The sequence below is a fragment of the Sorangium sp. So ce327 genome (genome assembly GCF_051530205.1).
GTDB classification, from domain to species: domain Bacteria; phylum Myxococcota_A; class Polyangia; order Polyangiales; family Polyangiaceae; genus Sorangium; species Sorangium cellulosum_B.
Genome location: NZ_CP150330.1, coordinates 4,440,251 through 4,456,040, shown reverse-complemented (window position 1 = coordinate 4,456,040; position 15,790 = coordinate 4,440,251). Strand labels below are relative to the sequence as shown.

Sequence of the window (15,790 nt, the reverse complement as noted above, 5' to 3'; positions counted from 1 at the left end):
TCTTGGCAAATCCCGCTGGGTGAAGAACCGTCATCAGATGAAGAACGGCAAGAACACGATGATCACGGCGGGTAGCATCTTGATGAGCACGTGGATCGCGGGGCCGGCCACGTCCTTGAGCGGATCGCCGATCGTGTCGCCAACGACGGCGGCACCATAGGTGGGGTTGTCCGCCCGCGCCCCCGTCTCGTCGACAAGGTAGCGCCCACCGTGCGCGCCGGTCGCGATGTACTGCCTCGCATTGTCCCAGATCGCCCCGGTATTCCCCAAGAAGAGCGACCCGAGGACGCCTGCGACCGTCCCGGCCATGATCAAGGCCGCGACTGAATCGGCCGCGACCAGAGGATTATCTTCCGTCCTTGCAAAGCGCAAGGCAAGTCCCACGACGACGGGCACCACCGCGGAGACGAGGGCTGGCGCGATCATATGGCGCAGCGCGGCCCGAGAGACCATCTCGACGCAGGGCTCGTGGTCGCCGACGAAGCCCGGCGGGCGGGCGCGGGCCTGGCGCCTCACCTCGTCGAGGACGCGTCGGCCAGCCTGGAGGACGTTGCGAATGCAGCGGCCGGCCAGCCAGAAGACAAGGAGGATCCCGACCAGGGCGCCGAGATAGACCTCGGGCCGGTCGAGGCGCAGGACCATCGCGGTCGTCTCGCCGCGGATCGGCGCGCTCGACGCCAACGCGCGGCGCCGGGACTCATCGAGGTAGCCGGCGACGAGCAGCAGCGAGGCGAGCGCGGCCACGCCCGCCGTGTACGCCTTCGTGAGCGCCTTGGTCGTGTTGCCGACGGCATCGAGCACGAGGGTGCGGCCACGCACGTCCGGCCGCTCGCGGGCGACGGTCACGGCGACGATGCCGCCCGCGTTGTCCACGATGGGGCCGAACGCATCCATGGCGAGGACGTACCCCGCGGTGCCCAGCATCCCCATCGTCGCGACCGCGGTGCCGAACAGGCCCCCCCCGGCGAGCCCGGAGCGGGCGCCGAGCAGGTAGGAGCCGAAGGTGGCGCCGACGACGACCAGGAGCGGGAGCACCGAGCTCTCGAGGCCGATGGCGAGCCCGCGCAAGACCGCCATCGCGGAGCCGCTGCGGGCCGCCTCGGCGAGCTCGCGCACCGGGCGGTGCCGCTGCTCGGTGTAGTACTGCGTGACGTGCAGCACGCCGATACCGGTGACGATGCCGATCACGCCGCAGGCGAAGAAGATGACCCAGTGGGCGCCGAGCAGCCACTTGGCGGCCCCGGCGATGCCGACGGCGTGGAGGGTGGCCGTGACGTAGAGCCCCCGCACGAGGGCGTTGAAGGCGTCCTCGCGGTCGTCGGTCTTGACGACCATCACGCCGAAGAGCGTCGCGATGAGGCCGAACGCGCGGCTGACGAGCGGGAAGAGCACGACGGCGAGGGCGCTCGGGAGCCCGGCGTTGTTGCGGAAGAGCATCGCGCCGACCACCATGGCGCCCGCGTTCTCGGCGACGGTGGAGGCGAAGACGCCGGCCGCGCGCCCGGCGCAGTCGCCGACCGTATCACCCGCCAGGTCGACGATCGTGGCCGGGTTCTGGAGGTCGTCCTCGTCGAGCCCGACCTCGGCGCCGGCGAGGTCCGCGCCGAGGTCGGCCGCCTTGGAGAAGGTGCCGCCGCCGAGCTGCGCCATCAGGGCGGCGAAGGAGGCGCCGAGCGGGTAACCGGCGATGACCCAGGGGATGGTCGGGGCGAGCGCGAGCGCCTCGGCCGGCTCGGCGCCGAAGCCGCCACGGAACGCGAGGACCGCGGCGAACAGGCCGCCGAGGCCGAGCAGGCTCATGCTCGCGACGAAGAGCCCCGACACGGCGCCGCCGCGGAGGGCGATCTGCAGGGCGAGATCGAGCGAGCGGCGGGCGCCGCTCGCGGCGCGTACGCTGGTGCGGGGCGCGATCCAGGCGGCGACGCGGCCGGTCGCGACCGCGCTGGCCGCCCCGACCGCGAACGAGAGCGTCAACCAGACACCGAGCTCCAGCGCTGGCACCGGGTTGTTCTCCCCGGCGCGCCGGAGGAGGCCGTAAGCGAGGAAGATGGCGCCTCCGAGCATCGCGGAGACCGCGCCGATCACGCCGCTCTGGCGGCGAAAGTACGCCTCCGCGACCCCCTGGATGATCGCGGCGACGCGCTGCATCTCGGGCTCGACCGCGGGGCGTGCGACGACCCAGCGAGCGAGGTAAGCCGCAAAGGCGAGCCCGAGCAGGCCGCCGCTGAGGATGAGCGCAAGCTCCGTCATGACGGGCGGACCGGGCGCGCACCGTGGACGCGCTGCCTCGGCCGGTGAGGGATGATGCGGGTGGTTGCCGTGGTGTCGACAACGGCGCCGCAGGAACCCGCGGTGCAGCGGCGCACGCCTTCCCTACTCCGGCCAGGAGGGCCGCGCAAGCGAAGAAGACGCGCGCGGCGAGGTCATTTCAGGTCCTTCACGTCGCGTCCGACCACGTGGTCCAGCCGGGTCTTGGCGACGAGCGCGCCGACACGCGCGTTGAGCTGCTGGAGCCGCGCGCGCGTCACCTCGCCCTCGGCGTCGACCACGTCGACGCTCGTGGCCCGCCCTGCCCGGAACAGCTCGGATCGGACGCGCATCGACTCCGCGGCCGCCGCGAGCTGGCGCTCCGCTGACTCGATGCTGCTCGCGGTCTTGCTCAGCTCGGAATACGCCGAGGCCACCTCGAGGCGGAGGGCGTCGCGCAGCGCGGCCTTCTGCTCCGCGATCTGCGTGGTGCGGGCGTTCGCCTCGGCGGACGCGCCCGCGGTGGTGAAGATGTCGTTGACGACCCACGTGGCGCGGACGCCGGCGGACCATGTCAGAGCGAACTTGTCCTGCGTCGGGAAGACACGCTGGTTGGGGTTCGCGTAGGTGAGATCGGCGAACCCATCCACGCGCGGAAAGTAGCCGGCCCTCGTGACCGCCTCGGCCTTCTCGAGCGAGTACTGCGTCTCGTCGAGCGCGCGGATCTCGAGGCGCTTCTGGAGCGCCTCCTGGACCAGCGCCGGGAGCGCCTCGGCGGGCGGCTTCGCGGGCGCGCTGCCCATCACGTCGATCCCCAGCGTGAGCGGCCTGTCCTGTGCGGCGCCGAGCGCGATCCGGATCTGGTCATCCGCGACAAGGAGCGCGGCTTGCGCCTCGTTGAGCACCTGCTCCGCGCCGGCCACCTGAGCCTCGAGCCGGAGCACGTCTGCGCGCGAGAGCAGACCCACCTCGAAGGTGCGGCGCGCGTCCTCGACGTGCGCCTTCGCCTGAGACACCGCCTCACCTGCGACGACGACCTGCCCCCTCACGCGGACCCAGTTGAAGAAGGCGACCTTCGCGTCGGCCGCGGCCTGAAGGGTCTCCGCCTGGAGCTCGAGCTTCTTCGCGCTCTCCGCGTGGGACGCAGCCGCATATCCCTGGGAGATGCGGAACACGTAGTCCGAGATGGGGACGGCGAGATTCGCCGCGAGCGAAATGCTGTTGAGGGGCGCCGGAAAGGACAGCGAGGCTGCCCCCACCGGCTGACCGCCGCTGTCGACGACACACTGCCCTTGCACGCCAGGCGGACACGGACCGACCTGGATCAGACCCGTGTTCTGCGCGCCGACCACGCCCCCGAGCCCTGCGCTCTCGACCTCAGACAGACGCGTGTACGTCGCTGTCAGGGTCACCCGCGGAAAGAAATTGACCATCGCCTGGTCGACCTTCGCAGCCGCCGCGCGGAGATCGGCCTGCTTGGCGCGGAGCGACGCGCGCGTCCGCAGCGCAGCCTTCGCGACGTCGTCCGGCGTCAGCCCTCCCGGCTGCGGCGCAAGCGCCGTGGCGAGCGGATCGGCCTTCGGCGCCGCCGGCTGGGCCGCAGCGACAGGAGCGCCCGGGGGCTGCGGTTGGCCCGCGGCAGGAGGCGCCGGGGCGGGCGGCGGGGTGACCGGCTGCGGAGCCGCCGGTCGGGGAGCGGCCGGCTGCCCCGCGGCCGGTGAGGCGATGAGCCCGAGGGCGAGCAGCCCGGCGAGCGTCGAAGCCAGCGAGATGCTGCGTCGAGACGAGGGTGCGGTGCTTTTCATGACCGGTCGGTCACTTATGGGCGGCGAGAGCACCCGTCAAGTCACAGGCGATCCCACGCATCGCGTCTCGGCGATGGCTCGCCTCGCGGTCCGGCGAAGGTGACCGGGCAGCCCGCGCTCTCGGCCCACGGGATGCTTGCGCCCCAAGGCCCACGTCCTACGCAGACCGCGCCACACACCGTCCGGGGCCACGCCGGGCCCGATGGTCTGGTGCGCTCGTCATGCCGTGCCGCAATGGGCCACGACAGCAGGGACGGCGTCACCGATGCGCATCACGGGACTCTCGCCGGACGCGCCCCCCAACCCCGCTCACGCGCGTTGTGGACGGCAGGAATACGTCGCTCTCTCCTCGGCAACACGTATTGCCGCGCGCGATCGGATGGAAGAACATCGAATGAAGTGGCCGCCATCTTGCTTGGCGGCGGACCGGAGGCCCTCATGCATAGACTGCTTGCGTCGCGCCGCAGCTTCTCCCCGTTCCTCGCCATCCTTGTCATCGCATCACCCTTTGCCGCCTGCGCTCCGTGGGAGCTCGGTGAGGACGACACCCCCGACATCGGCGATCCGGGGAGCGTCGCGGTCGCGGCGGAGCCGCCGCCCGCCATCAGCGGCGGAACGCTCGCCGTGAGCAAGAGCGCCCTCCGGGCGGTGGCCGCGGATCCGGATCGCGACCGGGTCTGGATCGTCGATCTCCAGGCGCAGCAGCTGACCGCGGAGATCGCCCTGCAGAAGGGCGACGAGCCGGGCAGGGTCGTCGAGGACAACGCGGGTCGCTTCCACGTCGCGCTCCGCCGCGGCGGCGCGATCGTGACCGTCGACGCGGAGAGCGGGACGATCGTCGACCGTCGCGACGTGTGCCCGGCCCCGCGGGGGGTCGCCTACGATGCGCAGACCGACGCGCTCCATGTCGCGTGCCTCGGCGGCGAGCTCGTCACGCTCCCGGCCGGTCCCGGAGCGGCGACGCGCCGCCTGAAGCTCGATCGCGATCTGCGCGACGTGATCGTGGACGGGGACCGGCTCCTGGTCAGCAAGTTCCGGTCTGCCGAGCTGCTCACCATCGGGGCGGACGGCATCGTCATGGAGCAAAAGAAGCTCCCGAAGTTCAACCTGTTCGGGCAGGAGTTCGCGCCGACCGTCGCCTGGCGAACGATCAAGCTGCCGACAGGCGGTGTCGCGATGGTCCACCAGCGCGCCTTGATCGCGCCCGTCGAGATCGTGGAGGGGGGCTACAGCTCCGGCGGATGCGATGGGAGCGTCGTCCACACCACGGTCTCGGAGGTCGGCACGCCCGACTCCGACGGCCAGCCGAACCTGGCCGCTGCCCTCCCCTCCGCGACCCTGCCGGTCGATGTCGCGGTGTCCGATGACGGTCTCTCGTATGCGGTCGTCGCGGCAGGCAGGAGCGAGATCCTCATGACCAGCCGCGCGAACTTGAACCTGACGGCTGATGCCTTCGAAGGAACCTGCGTCGAGGCGGAGCAGCGCGTGGTCGTGGAAGGCGAGCCCACGGCCGTCGCGTTCGCCGGCGGCTCCGTGGTGGTGCAGACCCGCGAGCCGGCGGGCATCCAGGTCCTCGGGGCTCCCAACACCGCCGGCACCCGCGTCGCCAAGGTCATCACGCTCCCCGGGGAGAGCCGGAGGGACACCGGCCACGAGATGTTCCACCGGAACGCTGCCGGCCCGATGGCGTGCGCGTCATGCCATCCGGAGGGAGGCGACGACAGCCATACCTGGCACTTCAACCCCATCGGAGCGCGGCGCACCCAGTTCGTCAGCGGCGGGATCCTCAACACGGCCCCGTTCCACTGGGACGGCGATATGTCGGGTATCGAGGCCATCATGGACGAGGTCTTCGAGCGGCGCATGGGCGGCATGCACCAGGGACCGCGCCGGGTGAAGGTCTTCGCCCGGTGGATCGACAGCCTCCCCGCTCCGCCGGCGTCGTCGGCGCCCGACGCAGAGGCCGTCGCGCGCGGCGAGGCCCTCTTCCACGACAAGGCCGTCGACTGCGCGAGCTGCCACGCGGGCGCTCAGCTCACGACCAACGACTCATTCGACGTCGGCACGGGCAAGCCCTTCCAGGTGCCGTCGCTGGTCCGCATCGGCGCGCGCGCGCCGTTCATGCACGACGGATGCGCGCCGACGCTGAAGGACCGGTTCACCAACCCCGCCTGCGGCGGCGGCGACCGGCACGGCAAGACGTCCCAGCTCTCGGACGCCCAGATCGACGATCTGGTCGCCTACCTCGAGACCCTCTGACCCCTCCCGGCGGGATTTTCCGCCGGTGAGCCCGCCCGATCGCGCCCCTTCACCGCGAATGATGTAACGAGCGCCGAGCCGCGATATGCTGGCGCGGCGTGAACGTCGCCGAAAAAGTCGCCACCCTCGAAGCGCTCCTCCACCGGGTGCAGCGGAACGCCGCTGCGCCCCGCACCCGGGCGCAGCTCGCGGCCTCCGCCGAGCTCGTCCCGCATCGCGGCGAGGCGCCCGGCGCCATCGCCAACGACACGGCGGGCGCGGCCTCGCCCGACCCCAGGTTCAGCTCGACGGAAACGTCGCCGGCGAACGAAGCACGGCCGGCCGCGAGCGCGATCGCCGCGGGCGGACCGTCTGCGCCGCGCTCCCTCGAGCCCGCCCTGGACGACGTCGGTGGCATCGACGCCTTCAGCCCGGCGGCCGCGCAGGCCTCGCAGAGCGCGGCGGCCAGCGCCGCGAAGCAGCCCGCAGCGGCCGCGAAGGCACCGCAGCAATCTCCGGCGAAGACGCCGCAACAGCCCCCGGTGAAGACGCCCGCGGCGGCCACGCCCGCAGCGAGCGGGGTCAAGGCCGCGGCCGTCAAGCCGGCCGCGGCGACGCAGGCGCGCACCCCTGCGCCGCCTCCCAGCTCCCCCGGGAAGCCGGCCGCCAGGCCCGCCGCTTCGATCGATTTCCCGCGGGCTGACGCCGGCTCCCCCGCCGGTGCTCAGGAGACCTTCCGTCCTCCCGCGGAGGCGGCCGAGCTGAAGCCGAGAGAGGCAGCCAGGACGGCGGCCAAGGTCACCGCGCCTGCGGCCAGGTCAGCTGCCCTGGGCAAGGACGCGCCCGCTGCAGGCGCGGCGGTGCCCCCGGCCCGGGGCTCCAGCCCGCGCGCAGAGACGAAGCCGTTCTTCCCCCACGAGGACGTCGCTGCGCGGCCGAAGGTGGTGGAGAGCGACAGCGAGCTCTCGTTCGCAGGGCTCCTCCCCGACGAGCCGGAACCCGGCCAGAGGCCCGCTGCAGCGCTGAAGCTCCCGGCCGAGCGCAGGGCGGCGCCGGATGCCGAGGCGCGCGCGGAGCGCAGATCCCTGCCCGACCGCGCGGAGGTACACGCCACGGCCGCGTCGGCCGCCGCGGACGACGCCTCCACGCTCGAGGTGGTCACTGCCCGTGGGCCGTCCTCTTCTGGTGAGCCGGTCACCCCCAAGGCGCCGGATCCGATCGCCGCCGCCACGCGGCGCGCGATGGGGGAGCCTTCCACCGAGCGAGAGTTCAGCCGCGAGATGGTCGACGACGAGCCGACCGTGATCCGCGGCATGCTCGAGGACGAGCCCACCGTCATTCGTTCTCGCCCCGAGGGCCTCGAAGACGAGGAGACGGCGGTCCGTTCCGCGCGGTCCGAAGCTCAGGCTATCGCGCGCTCGGTCGCGGAAGAGACCGGCGATGCGTCGCCCGGAGCGCTGTCCAGGGACGCGAGCGACGAAGCGGATCGCAGGTCCAGGCCGAAGGCGGCCGACCGCGACCTTCTCCCGAAGGTCATCACCAAGGACCCGCCCCTCCCGGCCGACAAGGACGTGAAGCCTTCCGACCACGTCACGACGCGGCCGGCCGCGGACGCCGGCATCACCGTGCGACCGCCGCCGCGACCGCGCTCCCGCGTGGGCATCGTGATCGCCGCCGTGGCGCTCCTCGTGGGCGGCGCAGCGGTCGCGTACCGGCTCAGCATGTCTGACTCCGAGCCCGCGCCCCTCCCCAACGTCGCCCCCGACACGTCTGCGGGAGCGACCCAGGGCGCGACAGCGCAGCCGCCGACCACCGAGCCGACGCCCACCGCCGCGCCCACCGAGACGGCGCCCGCTGCACCGTCCGCGGCCGAGACCGCGACGCCGGCAGCGAGCGCTGCGCCCGAAGCGAGCGCTGCCCCCGAGGCGAGCGCTGCCCCCGAGGCGAGCGCTGCGCCGGCCGCAGGCAAGGCCGAGGATCTGCCGCCGGGCCGGGGCCACCTGATGGTCAATTCGCCGGAGCGCGCGTCGGTGTATGTGAACGGCTCGCTCGCCGGAAGCACCGGAGAGACGCTCGACGTGCCTTGCGGGACGCGTTACGTGCGGCTCGGCAAGCTGACGACGGAGAAGACGTCGGACCCCGCGTGGCTCTCCGCCGGCCAGGCGGTCATCGTCGGTTGCCGCAAGCAAACGATCTTGTCGATCACGCCCTCCGCGGCGAGCCCCACGCCCGACCGGCCCACGAAGCGGAAAGGCAGCCCCGCCGGCACCGCCACCCCGGACGGTGAGGGCGCTGCGCCCGCGCCCGCTGAAGAGACCGCGCCCGCACCTGATCCCGCTCCGTAGAAACCCGCGCCCCCGGCCGGTCCGGTCGGGGCCTGCTCCCTCGGGGTCGCCACATGCCCCATGCAGAGGGGCAGGAGCGCGGTGCTAGGCTCCGCGCCCGATGGATTCCGAGACGACTCCCCTTCCCCACGAGGCCGGCGCCGCAGCTGGCGACGCGGCGTCGTCGGCGTCCGTCAGGGCAGCGAGCTCCGGTCCCTTCCCGCTGCGCAGCCCGGCAGGGGGAGCGCCCCTCGACGACGTGGCGGAGACAGAGCTCAGCGACCTCGCGACGATCGTCGCCAGAGCGCGGGCGGCGCAGATCGCCTGGGCGGAGGTCCCGATCAGGGAGCGCGCGGAGCTCATCGCGCGCGTCAAGAAGCGCCTGCTCGCGCGGGCCGAGGAGATCGCGACGCTCGTGCACCGCGAGTGCGGCAAGCCGATCGAGGAGGCCGCGCTCGCCGAAGTGCTCCCGAACGCGGATCTCATCGACTACTGGACCCGGTCCATCGAGGAGCTCCTCGACGACTCCACCGTCGCGCTCGATCCGCTCGCCTACCCCGGCAAGGTCGGGCGCATCCAGAGGGATCCGCGCGGCGTCGTCGCGCTCATCACGCCCTGGAACTACCCTGTCGCGATCCCGCTGCGCACGATCGTGCCGGCGCTGCTCGCGGGCAACGCCGTCGTCCTCAAGCCGAGCGAGGTCACGCCGCGCTCCGGCGCGCTCGTCGCGTCGCTGTTCGACGGGCTGCTCCCGGACGGCGTCCTCGCCGTCGCGCAGGGCGGCGGCGACGTCGGCGCCGCGCTCGCCGGGGCCGGCGTCGATCTCGTCGTCTTCACGGGCAGCGTCGCGACCGGCAAGAAGATCGCCGTCGCGTGCGCCGAGCGCCTCATCCCGACGTCCCTGGAGCTCGGCGGGAAGGACAGCGCCATCGTCCTCGGCGACTGCGATCTGGAGCGCGCCGCGCGCGGCGTCCTCTGGGGCGCCTTCACGAACGCCGGACAGAACTGCGCCTCCATCGAGCGCGTCTACGTCGAGCAGGCGATCGCGGACCGCTTCGTCGCGCGCGTCGTCGCGCTCACGGGGCAGCTCCGGGCCGGCATCGACGTCGGCGTGATGACGACGGCGCGGCAGGCGGAGATCGTAAGGCATCAGCTCGAGGCGGCCGTCGAGGGCGGGGCAGAGATCCTCGCCGGCGGCGCGCCGGAAGAGGGCTCGCTCGCCTTCCCACCGACGGTCCTCAGGGTGGAGCGCGAGGACACGCCGCTGCTCCGGGAGGAGACCTTCGGCCCCGTGCTTCCCATCCTCGTGGTGAAGGACGCCGAGGAGGCGATCGCGCGCACCAACGCGTCCCGCTTCGCGCTCACGACAAGCCTCTGGACCCGCGGCTATGAGCGGGCCCACGCGCTCGCGCGGCGGCTGCGCTCCGGCGTGGTGACGATCAACAACCACGGCTTCACGGGCGCGCTCCCGGCCGCGCCGTGGACGGGGGCGGGAGACAGCGGCTACGGCGTCACGAGCAGCCCACACGCGCTCGCGGAGCTCACGCGGCCGCGCTTCTTGCTCGAGGACCGCAGCAGGGCGAAGAGCGAGCTGTGGTGGTACCCTTATACGCCCGCGCTCCGGACGGTCGCCTTCGCGATGGCGCGGGCGCGCGGTGGAGCCGGATGGTTCGGCCGCGTCAGCGCCCTCGTCGAGCTCGTCGCCGCGCTCGCGAGGCGCATGCTCGGTCGCTGATCCAGAGACCCATCGAGCGAACGCATGCGCCCTCTGATCCTCCTTTCCAACGATGACGGCTACTCAGCCCCGGGTCTGACCGCGGTGCGGGACGAGCTCGCCCGCCACGCCGACGTGGTGGTGTGCGCCCCCGCGGTCAACCAGAGCGCGACGAGCCACTCGCTGAGCCTGCACCGCGTCCTCCGGCTGCTGGAGGCTGCGCCCGGCGTGTTCGCGGTCGACGGGACGCCCGCCGACTGCATCTACGTCGCCCTTCACGCCGGCACGCGCGTGCTGCCGCGGCGCCCCGATCTGGTCGTGTCGGGCATGAACCACGGGCTCAACCTGGGCGCCGACATCTTCTACTCGGGCACCGTGGCCGCCGCGCGCGAAGGAGCGCTCCGCGGCGTCCCCTCGATCGCGCTCTCCGCCGATGCAGGCGCGTCGCTCCCTGCCGCAGCGGCGCTCGGCGTCAAGCTCGCCCTCGCCCTCCACCGCGCCGCCGGGAAGGAGGGCCGCCGGCCAGCGCCGCTGCTCAACGTCAACATCCCCGCGGGCAGCAGCTGGCCCGTGCGGGCCACGCGCATGGGCGCGCGCCTGTACACCGAAGAGGTGATCTTCCGCCGGGATCCGCGCGGGCACGAGTACCTCTGGATCGGCGGCGCGGGCGTGCGCCACGACCTCGTCCCCGGCTCGGACACCGAGGCCTACGACGCAGGGGCCGTCAGCGTCACGCCGCTGACCCTCGACCTCTTCGCCGCGCAGCACGAGGGCATCGCAGGCCTCCTCGCCGCCGAGCTCAACGACGGCCAGGTCACCTGACGTAGCTCGCGTCGCGACGCGTGGAGCGCTTTCCGGCTCGAATGCGCTCGCCTACGCTCGGCGTCATGTTCAACCACGACGCCCTGCCCTCCGAGCACGCGCTCCGTTATCTGAAGGCGCACCTCCGGAACGTCCCGGATTTTCCGAAGCCCGGGATCCTCTTCAAGGACATCACGCCGCTCCTCGCGGATCCGCGGGCGCTCCACATCACGCTGGATCTCCTGGCCCAGCGCTTCGTGGGCGAGCACGTCGACGTCGTGGTCGGCGCCGAGTCCCGGGGCTTCATCTTCGGCGGCGCGCTGTCGGCCCGGCTCAACGCCAGCTTCGTGCCCGTGCGCAAGCCAGGCAAGCTCCCGGCCGCGACCGATCGCGTGGCGTACGCGCTCGAATACGGCAAGGCAGAGCTCGAGATGCACAAGGGCTCGATCAGGCCGGGGGCCAGGGTCCTCATCGTGGACGACCTGCTCGCGACCGGCGGCACGGCCGCGGCCGCGGCCGAGCTCGCGCGCAAGCAGGGCGGCGAGGTCGCCGGCTTCGCCTTCGTCGTCGAGCTCGATTTCCTCGGCGGTCGTGCGCTCCTATCGGAGCGCGCCGGCGACGCGGCGCGGGTCTTCTCGATCGTGCACTTCGCCGCGGGCGAGTGAGCGTTCACTCCTGGCCCACGCCGACCTGCAGCTTGCGCGCGACGGTGCGGCTCGCGGTCGTCGCCCGGGTCGGCCCGCCGACGGGGAACGTGATGACGACCGCGCCTGTCCCGCCCTTGGTGATGCCCCCGCCGTGCGCCCCCACCAGCTTGCCCAGGCTCGCGGCATCGAGCGAGGCGCCTGCGCCGCGCAAGGCGTCGATCGGCCCCACCCCTGGCAGCGCGGTGAGCGCCCCTCGATCGACCGCCGACATCTCGGCGAAGAGGCCGGACGCATAGACGAGCGCCGTCGCCGCCGCGGCCGGATCCGAGCCGCGGAACCAGGCGCCGGCGTCGTGGTAGGGCAGGTGCGCGCAGCGTGCGTACAGGGCGCCCAGCGCCGCGTCGGCCGCGTCGGCCATGCGATCGCCGAGCGCGACGAAGCGCGCCCGGTGCGCGGGATCGAAGTATGCCCGCGCGTATCCGCCGGAGAAACGCGCGGTGATCGCGCGCCACGACGGAGAGCGCCTTGCCTCCTCCGCATCGAACCCGGGGACGATCTCCACGACCCCGTCGGTGATCGCGGCGAGCTCGGCGTCGGCGCCCGACGTCAGCTTGCCCTGCGCGATGAGCGCGCCGAGCCCCACGGACTCGGCGGTCAGAGCTGGTGGCTCCCCGGCGCCGGAGGCGACCTCCGCAGCAGCTGCGCCGCGAGGCATCGCCAGCCAGAGCTCGGCGACCCAGCCCGCGAGCTCGAAGGGCCCCATGGAAGCGCCGGCGTAGATCCGCTTGCGGGCGGCCTCGCAGGTGCGCGCGTTCCGCGCCGCATCCTCGCCAGACGTCGTCTCCGGCTCTGTCGGCGAGGCGGCCGGGGCCTCCCGCGATCGGAGCATGCGCGACGCGAAGAGCGCGACGACGACGACCAGCGCGAGCGCGCCGACGGGGATCACGAGGTGCCGCGCTGGCCGGACCCGGGCGACCGGCGCAGGCGGCGCGAGCGAGCTCACCGCGCGGTGCGCCTGAGCGAGCCGCCGCGCGATGTCGGACGCCTTACGCGTGCGCAGCTCTTGTGGCAGAAGCGGCCACTGCTCGACCAGCTGCTCCAGATCGATGGCAACGGGCGCACCGCGCCCGCGCAGCGCGATCTGGCGCCCCTGCACGCTCACCGAGCCCGATGTTCCAAACAGGCCAAGGGCCTCCTGTACAGCCGCCTCGATCTCCCGCGCGCTGGGGTCGTCCACGATCGCAGGGTAGCCGGATTCGCCGCCGGCATGCCGCCGCTTCTTCACGCCGCCCGGCTGTCACGGTCGCAGGCGCGGGCGGCGACGGAAATGCCGCGGAGGGCCGGCGGACATGGCACATTCCCGCGCGTGCAGAAGACGCGCGTCTACCTGTCGCCGGGCATGTTCGGCTTCGCGACCCTCGCCTCCCTCGAGTATTTCGAGCATTTCATCCGCGCGATCGAGGAGCGGTTCCGCGATCGCGGCCGGATCGTCGAGATCCACGTCTGCGAGGTCCACCCGACGGCCTCCATCCTCCGCCGAGCGGCGAAGCTCGCCCGCCTCGTGGACGAGAGCGCCGGGGACGACGACGGCCCCATCCACATCGTGGGCCACTCGACCGGAGGCCTGGACGCTCGCCTCGTCGCTTCGCCCACGTCACGGCTCCCCGGGAACGCTCACCGCCGGCTCGGCTGGACGAGCCGGCTGCGGTCCGTCACCACCATCAACACGCCCCATTTCGGCACCCCGCTCGCCGCCTTCTTCGCCACGGTGAGCGGCCAGCGCCTGCTCTACGCCGTCACCGCGCTGACGGTGGCCGGCCTCAAGCTCGGCGCGCCGCCGCTCGCCGCCGCGTCGGCGCTGGTCGCCGCCTTCGGCCGGGCGCAGCTCGGCTTCTTCGAGGTCGAGCTCATCGATCGCGCGGTCGAGAGCTTCATCCGCGTGCTCGACGACGCATCGAGCCGCGAGCTGCGCGCCTGGCTGAAGCTCTTGCGCGACGACCAGGGCGCCATCGTCCAGCTCATGCCCGAGGCGATGGATCTGCTCCACGCCGGACTCGAGGACCGCGCGGGCTTGCGGTACCAGAGCGTCGCGACGTACGCGCCACGCAACGCCGTCCGCGACTGGGTATCGGCGCTCCGGTCGCCGTGGGGAGCGATGTCGGCTGCCATCTTCACCGCGCTGTCGAACATCACCGCCCGCCTGAACGAGCACTACCCTTGCCGCTCCCATGACGGCTCGATCGAGCAGAAGCTCGCGCGCGTGCTCGGGGAGCTGCCGCCGCCGGACGCCAACGACGGCGTGGTCCCGCTGGCCTCGCAGGTCTGGGGGGAGCTCATCTGGGCCGGCAAGGCCGACCACCTGGACATCGTCGGCCATTTTCCGGGCAAGGGCGGGCACATCGACTGGCTGGCGAGCGGAGCCCGCTTCAATCGCCTGCGCTTCGACGCGGTGCTCGACCGCATCGTGACCGGGATGGTGGCCGGCGAGCAGAGCGGCCTGACGGAGCACCCGGCGGCGCCGCCGCGCCCGCTCGCGGAGGCGCGCGCATCGGAGCGCGGCGTGGACGTGGGGCAGAGCAGCGCATCGACGAGCTCGGGCGGCGAGCCCGCCGCGTGAGCCGCGGCGGCGCGGCGCGCGCGCTCGATCTGATCACGGCGGAGCTCGTCGAGTGCCGGCGCTGCCCGCGGCTCGTGGCGTGGCGCGAGGACGTCGCGCGAGAGAAGCGGCGCGCTTACCGGGACCAGACCTACTGGGGCCGCCCTGTGCCGGGCTTCGGCGATCCGGACGCGCCGCTCGTGATCGTCGGGCTCGCCCCGGCGGCGCACGGCGGGAACCGCACCGGCCGCATGTTCACGGGCGATCGATCGGGTGACTTCCTCTACGCGGCGCTCTATCGAGCGGGGCTCGCCTCGCAGCCGACGAGCACCTCGCGCGACGATGGGCTCTCGCTCCGGGGCGTGTTCATCACCGCCCCCTGCCGCTGCGCTCCCCCGGACAACAAGCCCACAATCGCCGAGCTCGCGGCGTGCCGCGGGTGGATCGACCGAGAGCTCGCGGCGCTGCATCGGGCGCGCGTCTACCTCGCGCTCGGCAAGATCGGCTATGACGCCGTCGGCGCGCTCGCCCGCTCGCGCGGCGCGTCCGCGGGGGATCGCGCGGAAGCTCACCCGCGCCTCCCGCCGTTCGCGCACGGCGTGGAGGCGGCGATCCCCGATCCGCGCGGCGGCGCCGGGGCGGCGCTGCTCTTCGGCAGCTACCACGTCAGCCAGCAGAACACCCAGACGGGGCGGCTCACCGGCGACATGTTCGACGAGGTCCTGCGCCGCGCCGTCAGCGCGGCGGGGCTTCGCTCCCCCGAGCGATCCGGACGTTAGTCCTGCTTCGACAGGAGCTTCTGCAGATCGCCCGACTGGAACATCTCCGTCAGGATGTCGGAGCCGCCGATGAACTTCCCGTCCACGTAGACCTGCGGGATCGTCGGCCACTGTGAGAAGTCCTTGATCCCTTGGCGCAGCGAGGGATCGGACAGCACGTTGACGTCCTTGAAGTCCACGCCGCACTTTTTCAGGATGTCGACGGCCCGCGCCGAGAACCCGCATTGCGGGAAGGTCTTGGTGCCCTTCATGAAGAGGACGACGCGGTTGCTCTCGACGGTATCCTTGATCGCCTGGTGGATGTCGCTCATGGCTCGTTCCTGATCTCCCGCCGCGAGCGGGATCGCCCATTGTTCAATCTACACAGAAGCGGCGCGTGACTGCCGGGCCGCACGCCGTGGCGTGCCGGCCGGGCTCGCGACGGGACCGCGCTGGGCTCGCCAAGCGGACCACGTGACCGCCCCGCCCCGCGCGCGGTTGTGAACGGGGTTTCTGGTGTCGCCCTCCGCCCGCGTCAACTGGGCTGGAGCGCCGCAGGGGTCCCATGGAGGGCGCAGGGACCCGTGGTTCCTCCGGCGGGTGCGCCGACGGCTTGGTGCGTCTTCGCGAGGAATGGGGGGCGGTAGGCGGCGCCGGCCA

General features: G+C 72.8%; 11 protein-coding genes. 7 read left to right on the top strand and 4 right to left on the bottom strand.

Going from position 1 to position 15,790, the window contains the following annotated elements:
• Positions 1-33: 33 nt before the first annotated feature.
• Together WME95_RS16725 and WME95_RS16720 are read right to left on the bottom strand one after the other, a co-directional pair.
• Positions 34-2,250, bottom strand: coding sequence for a sodium-translocating pyrophosphatase (locus tag WME95_RS16725; RefSeq protein WP_437909367.1), 2,217 nt, complete (start codon positions 2,248-2,250; stop codon positions 34-36).
• 173 nt (positions 2,251-2,423) lie between these two features.
• Positions 2,424-4,052 (bottom strand): TolC family protein, encoded by a 1,629-nt coding sequence (locus WME95_RS16720; RefSeq protein ID WP_437552844.1) that lies wholly within the window; start codon positions 4,050-4,052, stop codon positions 2,424-2,426.
• Positions 4,053-4,490: 438 nt separating this feature from the next.
• On the opposite strand from WME95_RS16720, the gene WME95_RS16715 reads away from it, so the two are divergent.
• From WME95_RS16715 to WME95_RS16695, 5 genes are all read left to right on the top strand, one after another.
• Positions 4,491-6,311, top strand: a complete 1,821-nt coding sequence (locus WME95_RS16715; RefSeq protein ID WP_437909365.1) for a c-type cytochrome — start codon at positions 4,491-4,493, stop codon at positions 6,309-6,311.
• 98 nt (positions 6,312-6,409) lie between these two features.
• On the top strand, positions 6,410-8,635 hold the full coding sequence (locus WME95_RS16710; protein WP_437909363.1) for a hypothetical protein: 2,226 nt from the start codon (positions 6,410-6,412) through the stop codon (positions 8,633-8,635).
• A 100-nt stretch (positions 8,636-8,735) separates the two neighbouring features.
• Positions 8,736-10,349 carry an aldehyde dehydrogenase family protein gene (locus WME95_RS16705; protein ID WP_437909361.1) on the top strand — a complete coding sequence of 538 codons (1,614 nt, stop codon included), beginning with the start codon at positions 8,736-8,738 and terminating at the stop codon, positions 10,347-10,349.
• 24 nt (positions 10,350-10,373) lie between these two features.
• Positions 10,374-11,150 carry a 5'/3'-nucleotidase SurE gene (surE, locus tag WME95_RS16700; protein ID WP_437552840.1) on the top strand — a complete coding sequence of 259 codons (777 nt, stop codon included), beginning with the start codon at positions 10,374-10,376 and terminating at the stop codon, positions 11,148-11,150.
• Positions 11,151-11,191: 41 nt separating this feature from the next.
• On the top strand, positions 11,192-11,794 hold the full coding sequence (locus tag WME95_RS16695; RefSeq protein ID WP_437909359.1) for an adenine phosphoribosyltransferase: 603 nt from the start codon (positions 11,192-11,194) through the stop codon (positions 11,792-11,794).
• Positions 11,795-11,798: 4 nt separating this feature from the next.
• Here WME95_RS16695 and WME95_RS16690 read toward each other — a convergent pair whose 3' ends face one another.
• Positions 11,799-13,061: a hypothetical protein gene (locus WME95_RS16690; protein ID WP_437909357.1), complete on the bottom strand. Its 1,263-nt coding sequence runs from the start codon at positions 13,059-13,061 to the stop codon at positions 11,799-11,801.
• 81 nt (positions 13,062-13,142) lie between these two features.
• Between WME95_RS16690 and WME95_RS16685 the strand changes: the two genes are divergently transcribed.
• Positions 13,143-14,393, top strand: coding sequence for an esterase/lipase family protein (locus WME95_RS16685; RefSeq protein WP_437909355.1), 1,251 nt, complete (start codon positions 13,143-13,145; stop codon positions 14,391-14,393).
• The gene (locus WME95_RS16680) at positions 14,390-15,151 is read left to right on the top strand and encodes a uracil-DNA glycosylase (RefSeq protein WP_437552836.1); all 762 of its coding nucleotides are present in this window, start codon (positions 14,390-14,392) and stop codon (positions 15,149-15,151) included. Before WME95_RS16685 ends, WME95_RS16680 begins: the two co-directional genes overlap by 4 nt.
• Here the strand turns inward: WME95_RS16680 and grxD are convergent.
• On the bottom strand, positions 15,148-15,462 hold the full coding sequence (gene grxD / locus WME95_RS16675; protein ID WP_437552835.1) for a Grx4 family monothiol glutaredoxin: 315 nt from the start codon (positions 15,460-15,462) through the stop codon (positions 15,148-15,150). The genes WME95_RS16680 and grxD overlap by 4 nt on opposite strands.
• Positions 15,463-15,790 lie beyond the last annotated feature (328 nt).

What these genes read in the sequence shown, in the direction of transcription:
- WME95_RS16715 (WP_437909365.1), top strand. Translation starts at nt 4,491, where the DNA reads ATGCATAGACTGCTTGCGTCGCGCCGCAGCTTCTCCCCGTTCCTCGCC.
- WME95_RS16705 (WP_437909361.1), top strand. Translation starts at nt 8,736, where the DNA reads ATGGATTCCGAGACGACTCCCCTTCCCCACGAGGCCGGCGCCGCAGCT.
- WME95_RS16725 (WP_437909367.1), bottom strand. Translation starts at nt 2,250, where the DNA reads ATGACGGAGCTTGCGCTCATCCTCAGCGGCGGCCTGCTCGGGCTCGCC.
- WME95_RS16720 (WP_437552844.1), bottom strand. Translation starts at nt 4,052, where the DNA reads ATGAAAAGCACCGCACCCTCGTCTCGACGCAGCATCTCGCTGGCTTCG.
- grxD (WP_437552835.1), bottom strand. Translation starts at nt 15,462, where the DNA reads ATGAGCGACATCCACCAGGCGATCAAGGATACCGTCGAGAGCAACCGC.
- WME95_RS16695 (WP_437909359.1), top strand. Translation starts at nt 11,192, where the DNA reads ATGCGCTCGCCTACGCTCGGCGTCATGTTCAACCACGACGCCCTGCCC.
- surE (WP_437552840.1), top strand. Translation starts at nt 10,374, where the DNA reads ATGCGCCCTCTGATCCTCCTTTCCAACGATGACGGCTACTCAGCCCCG.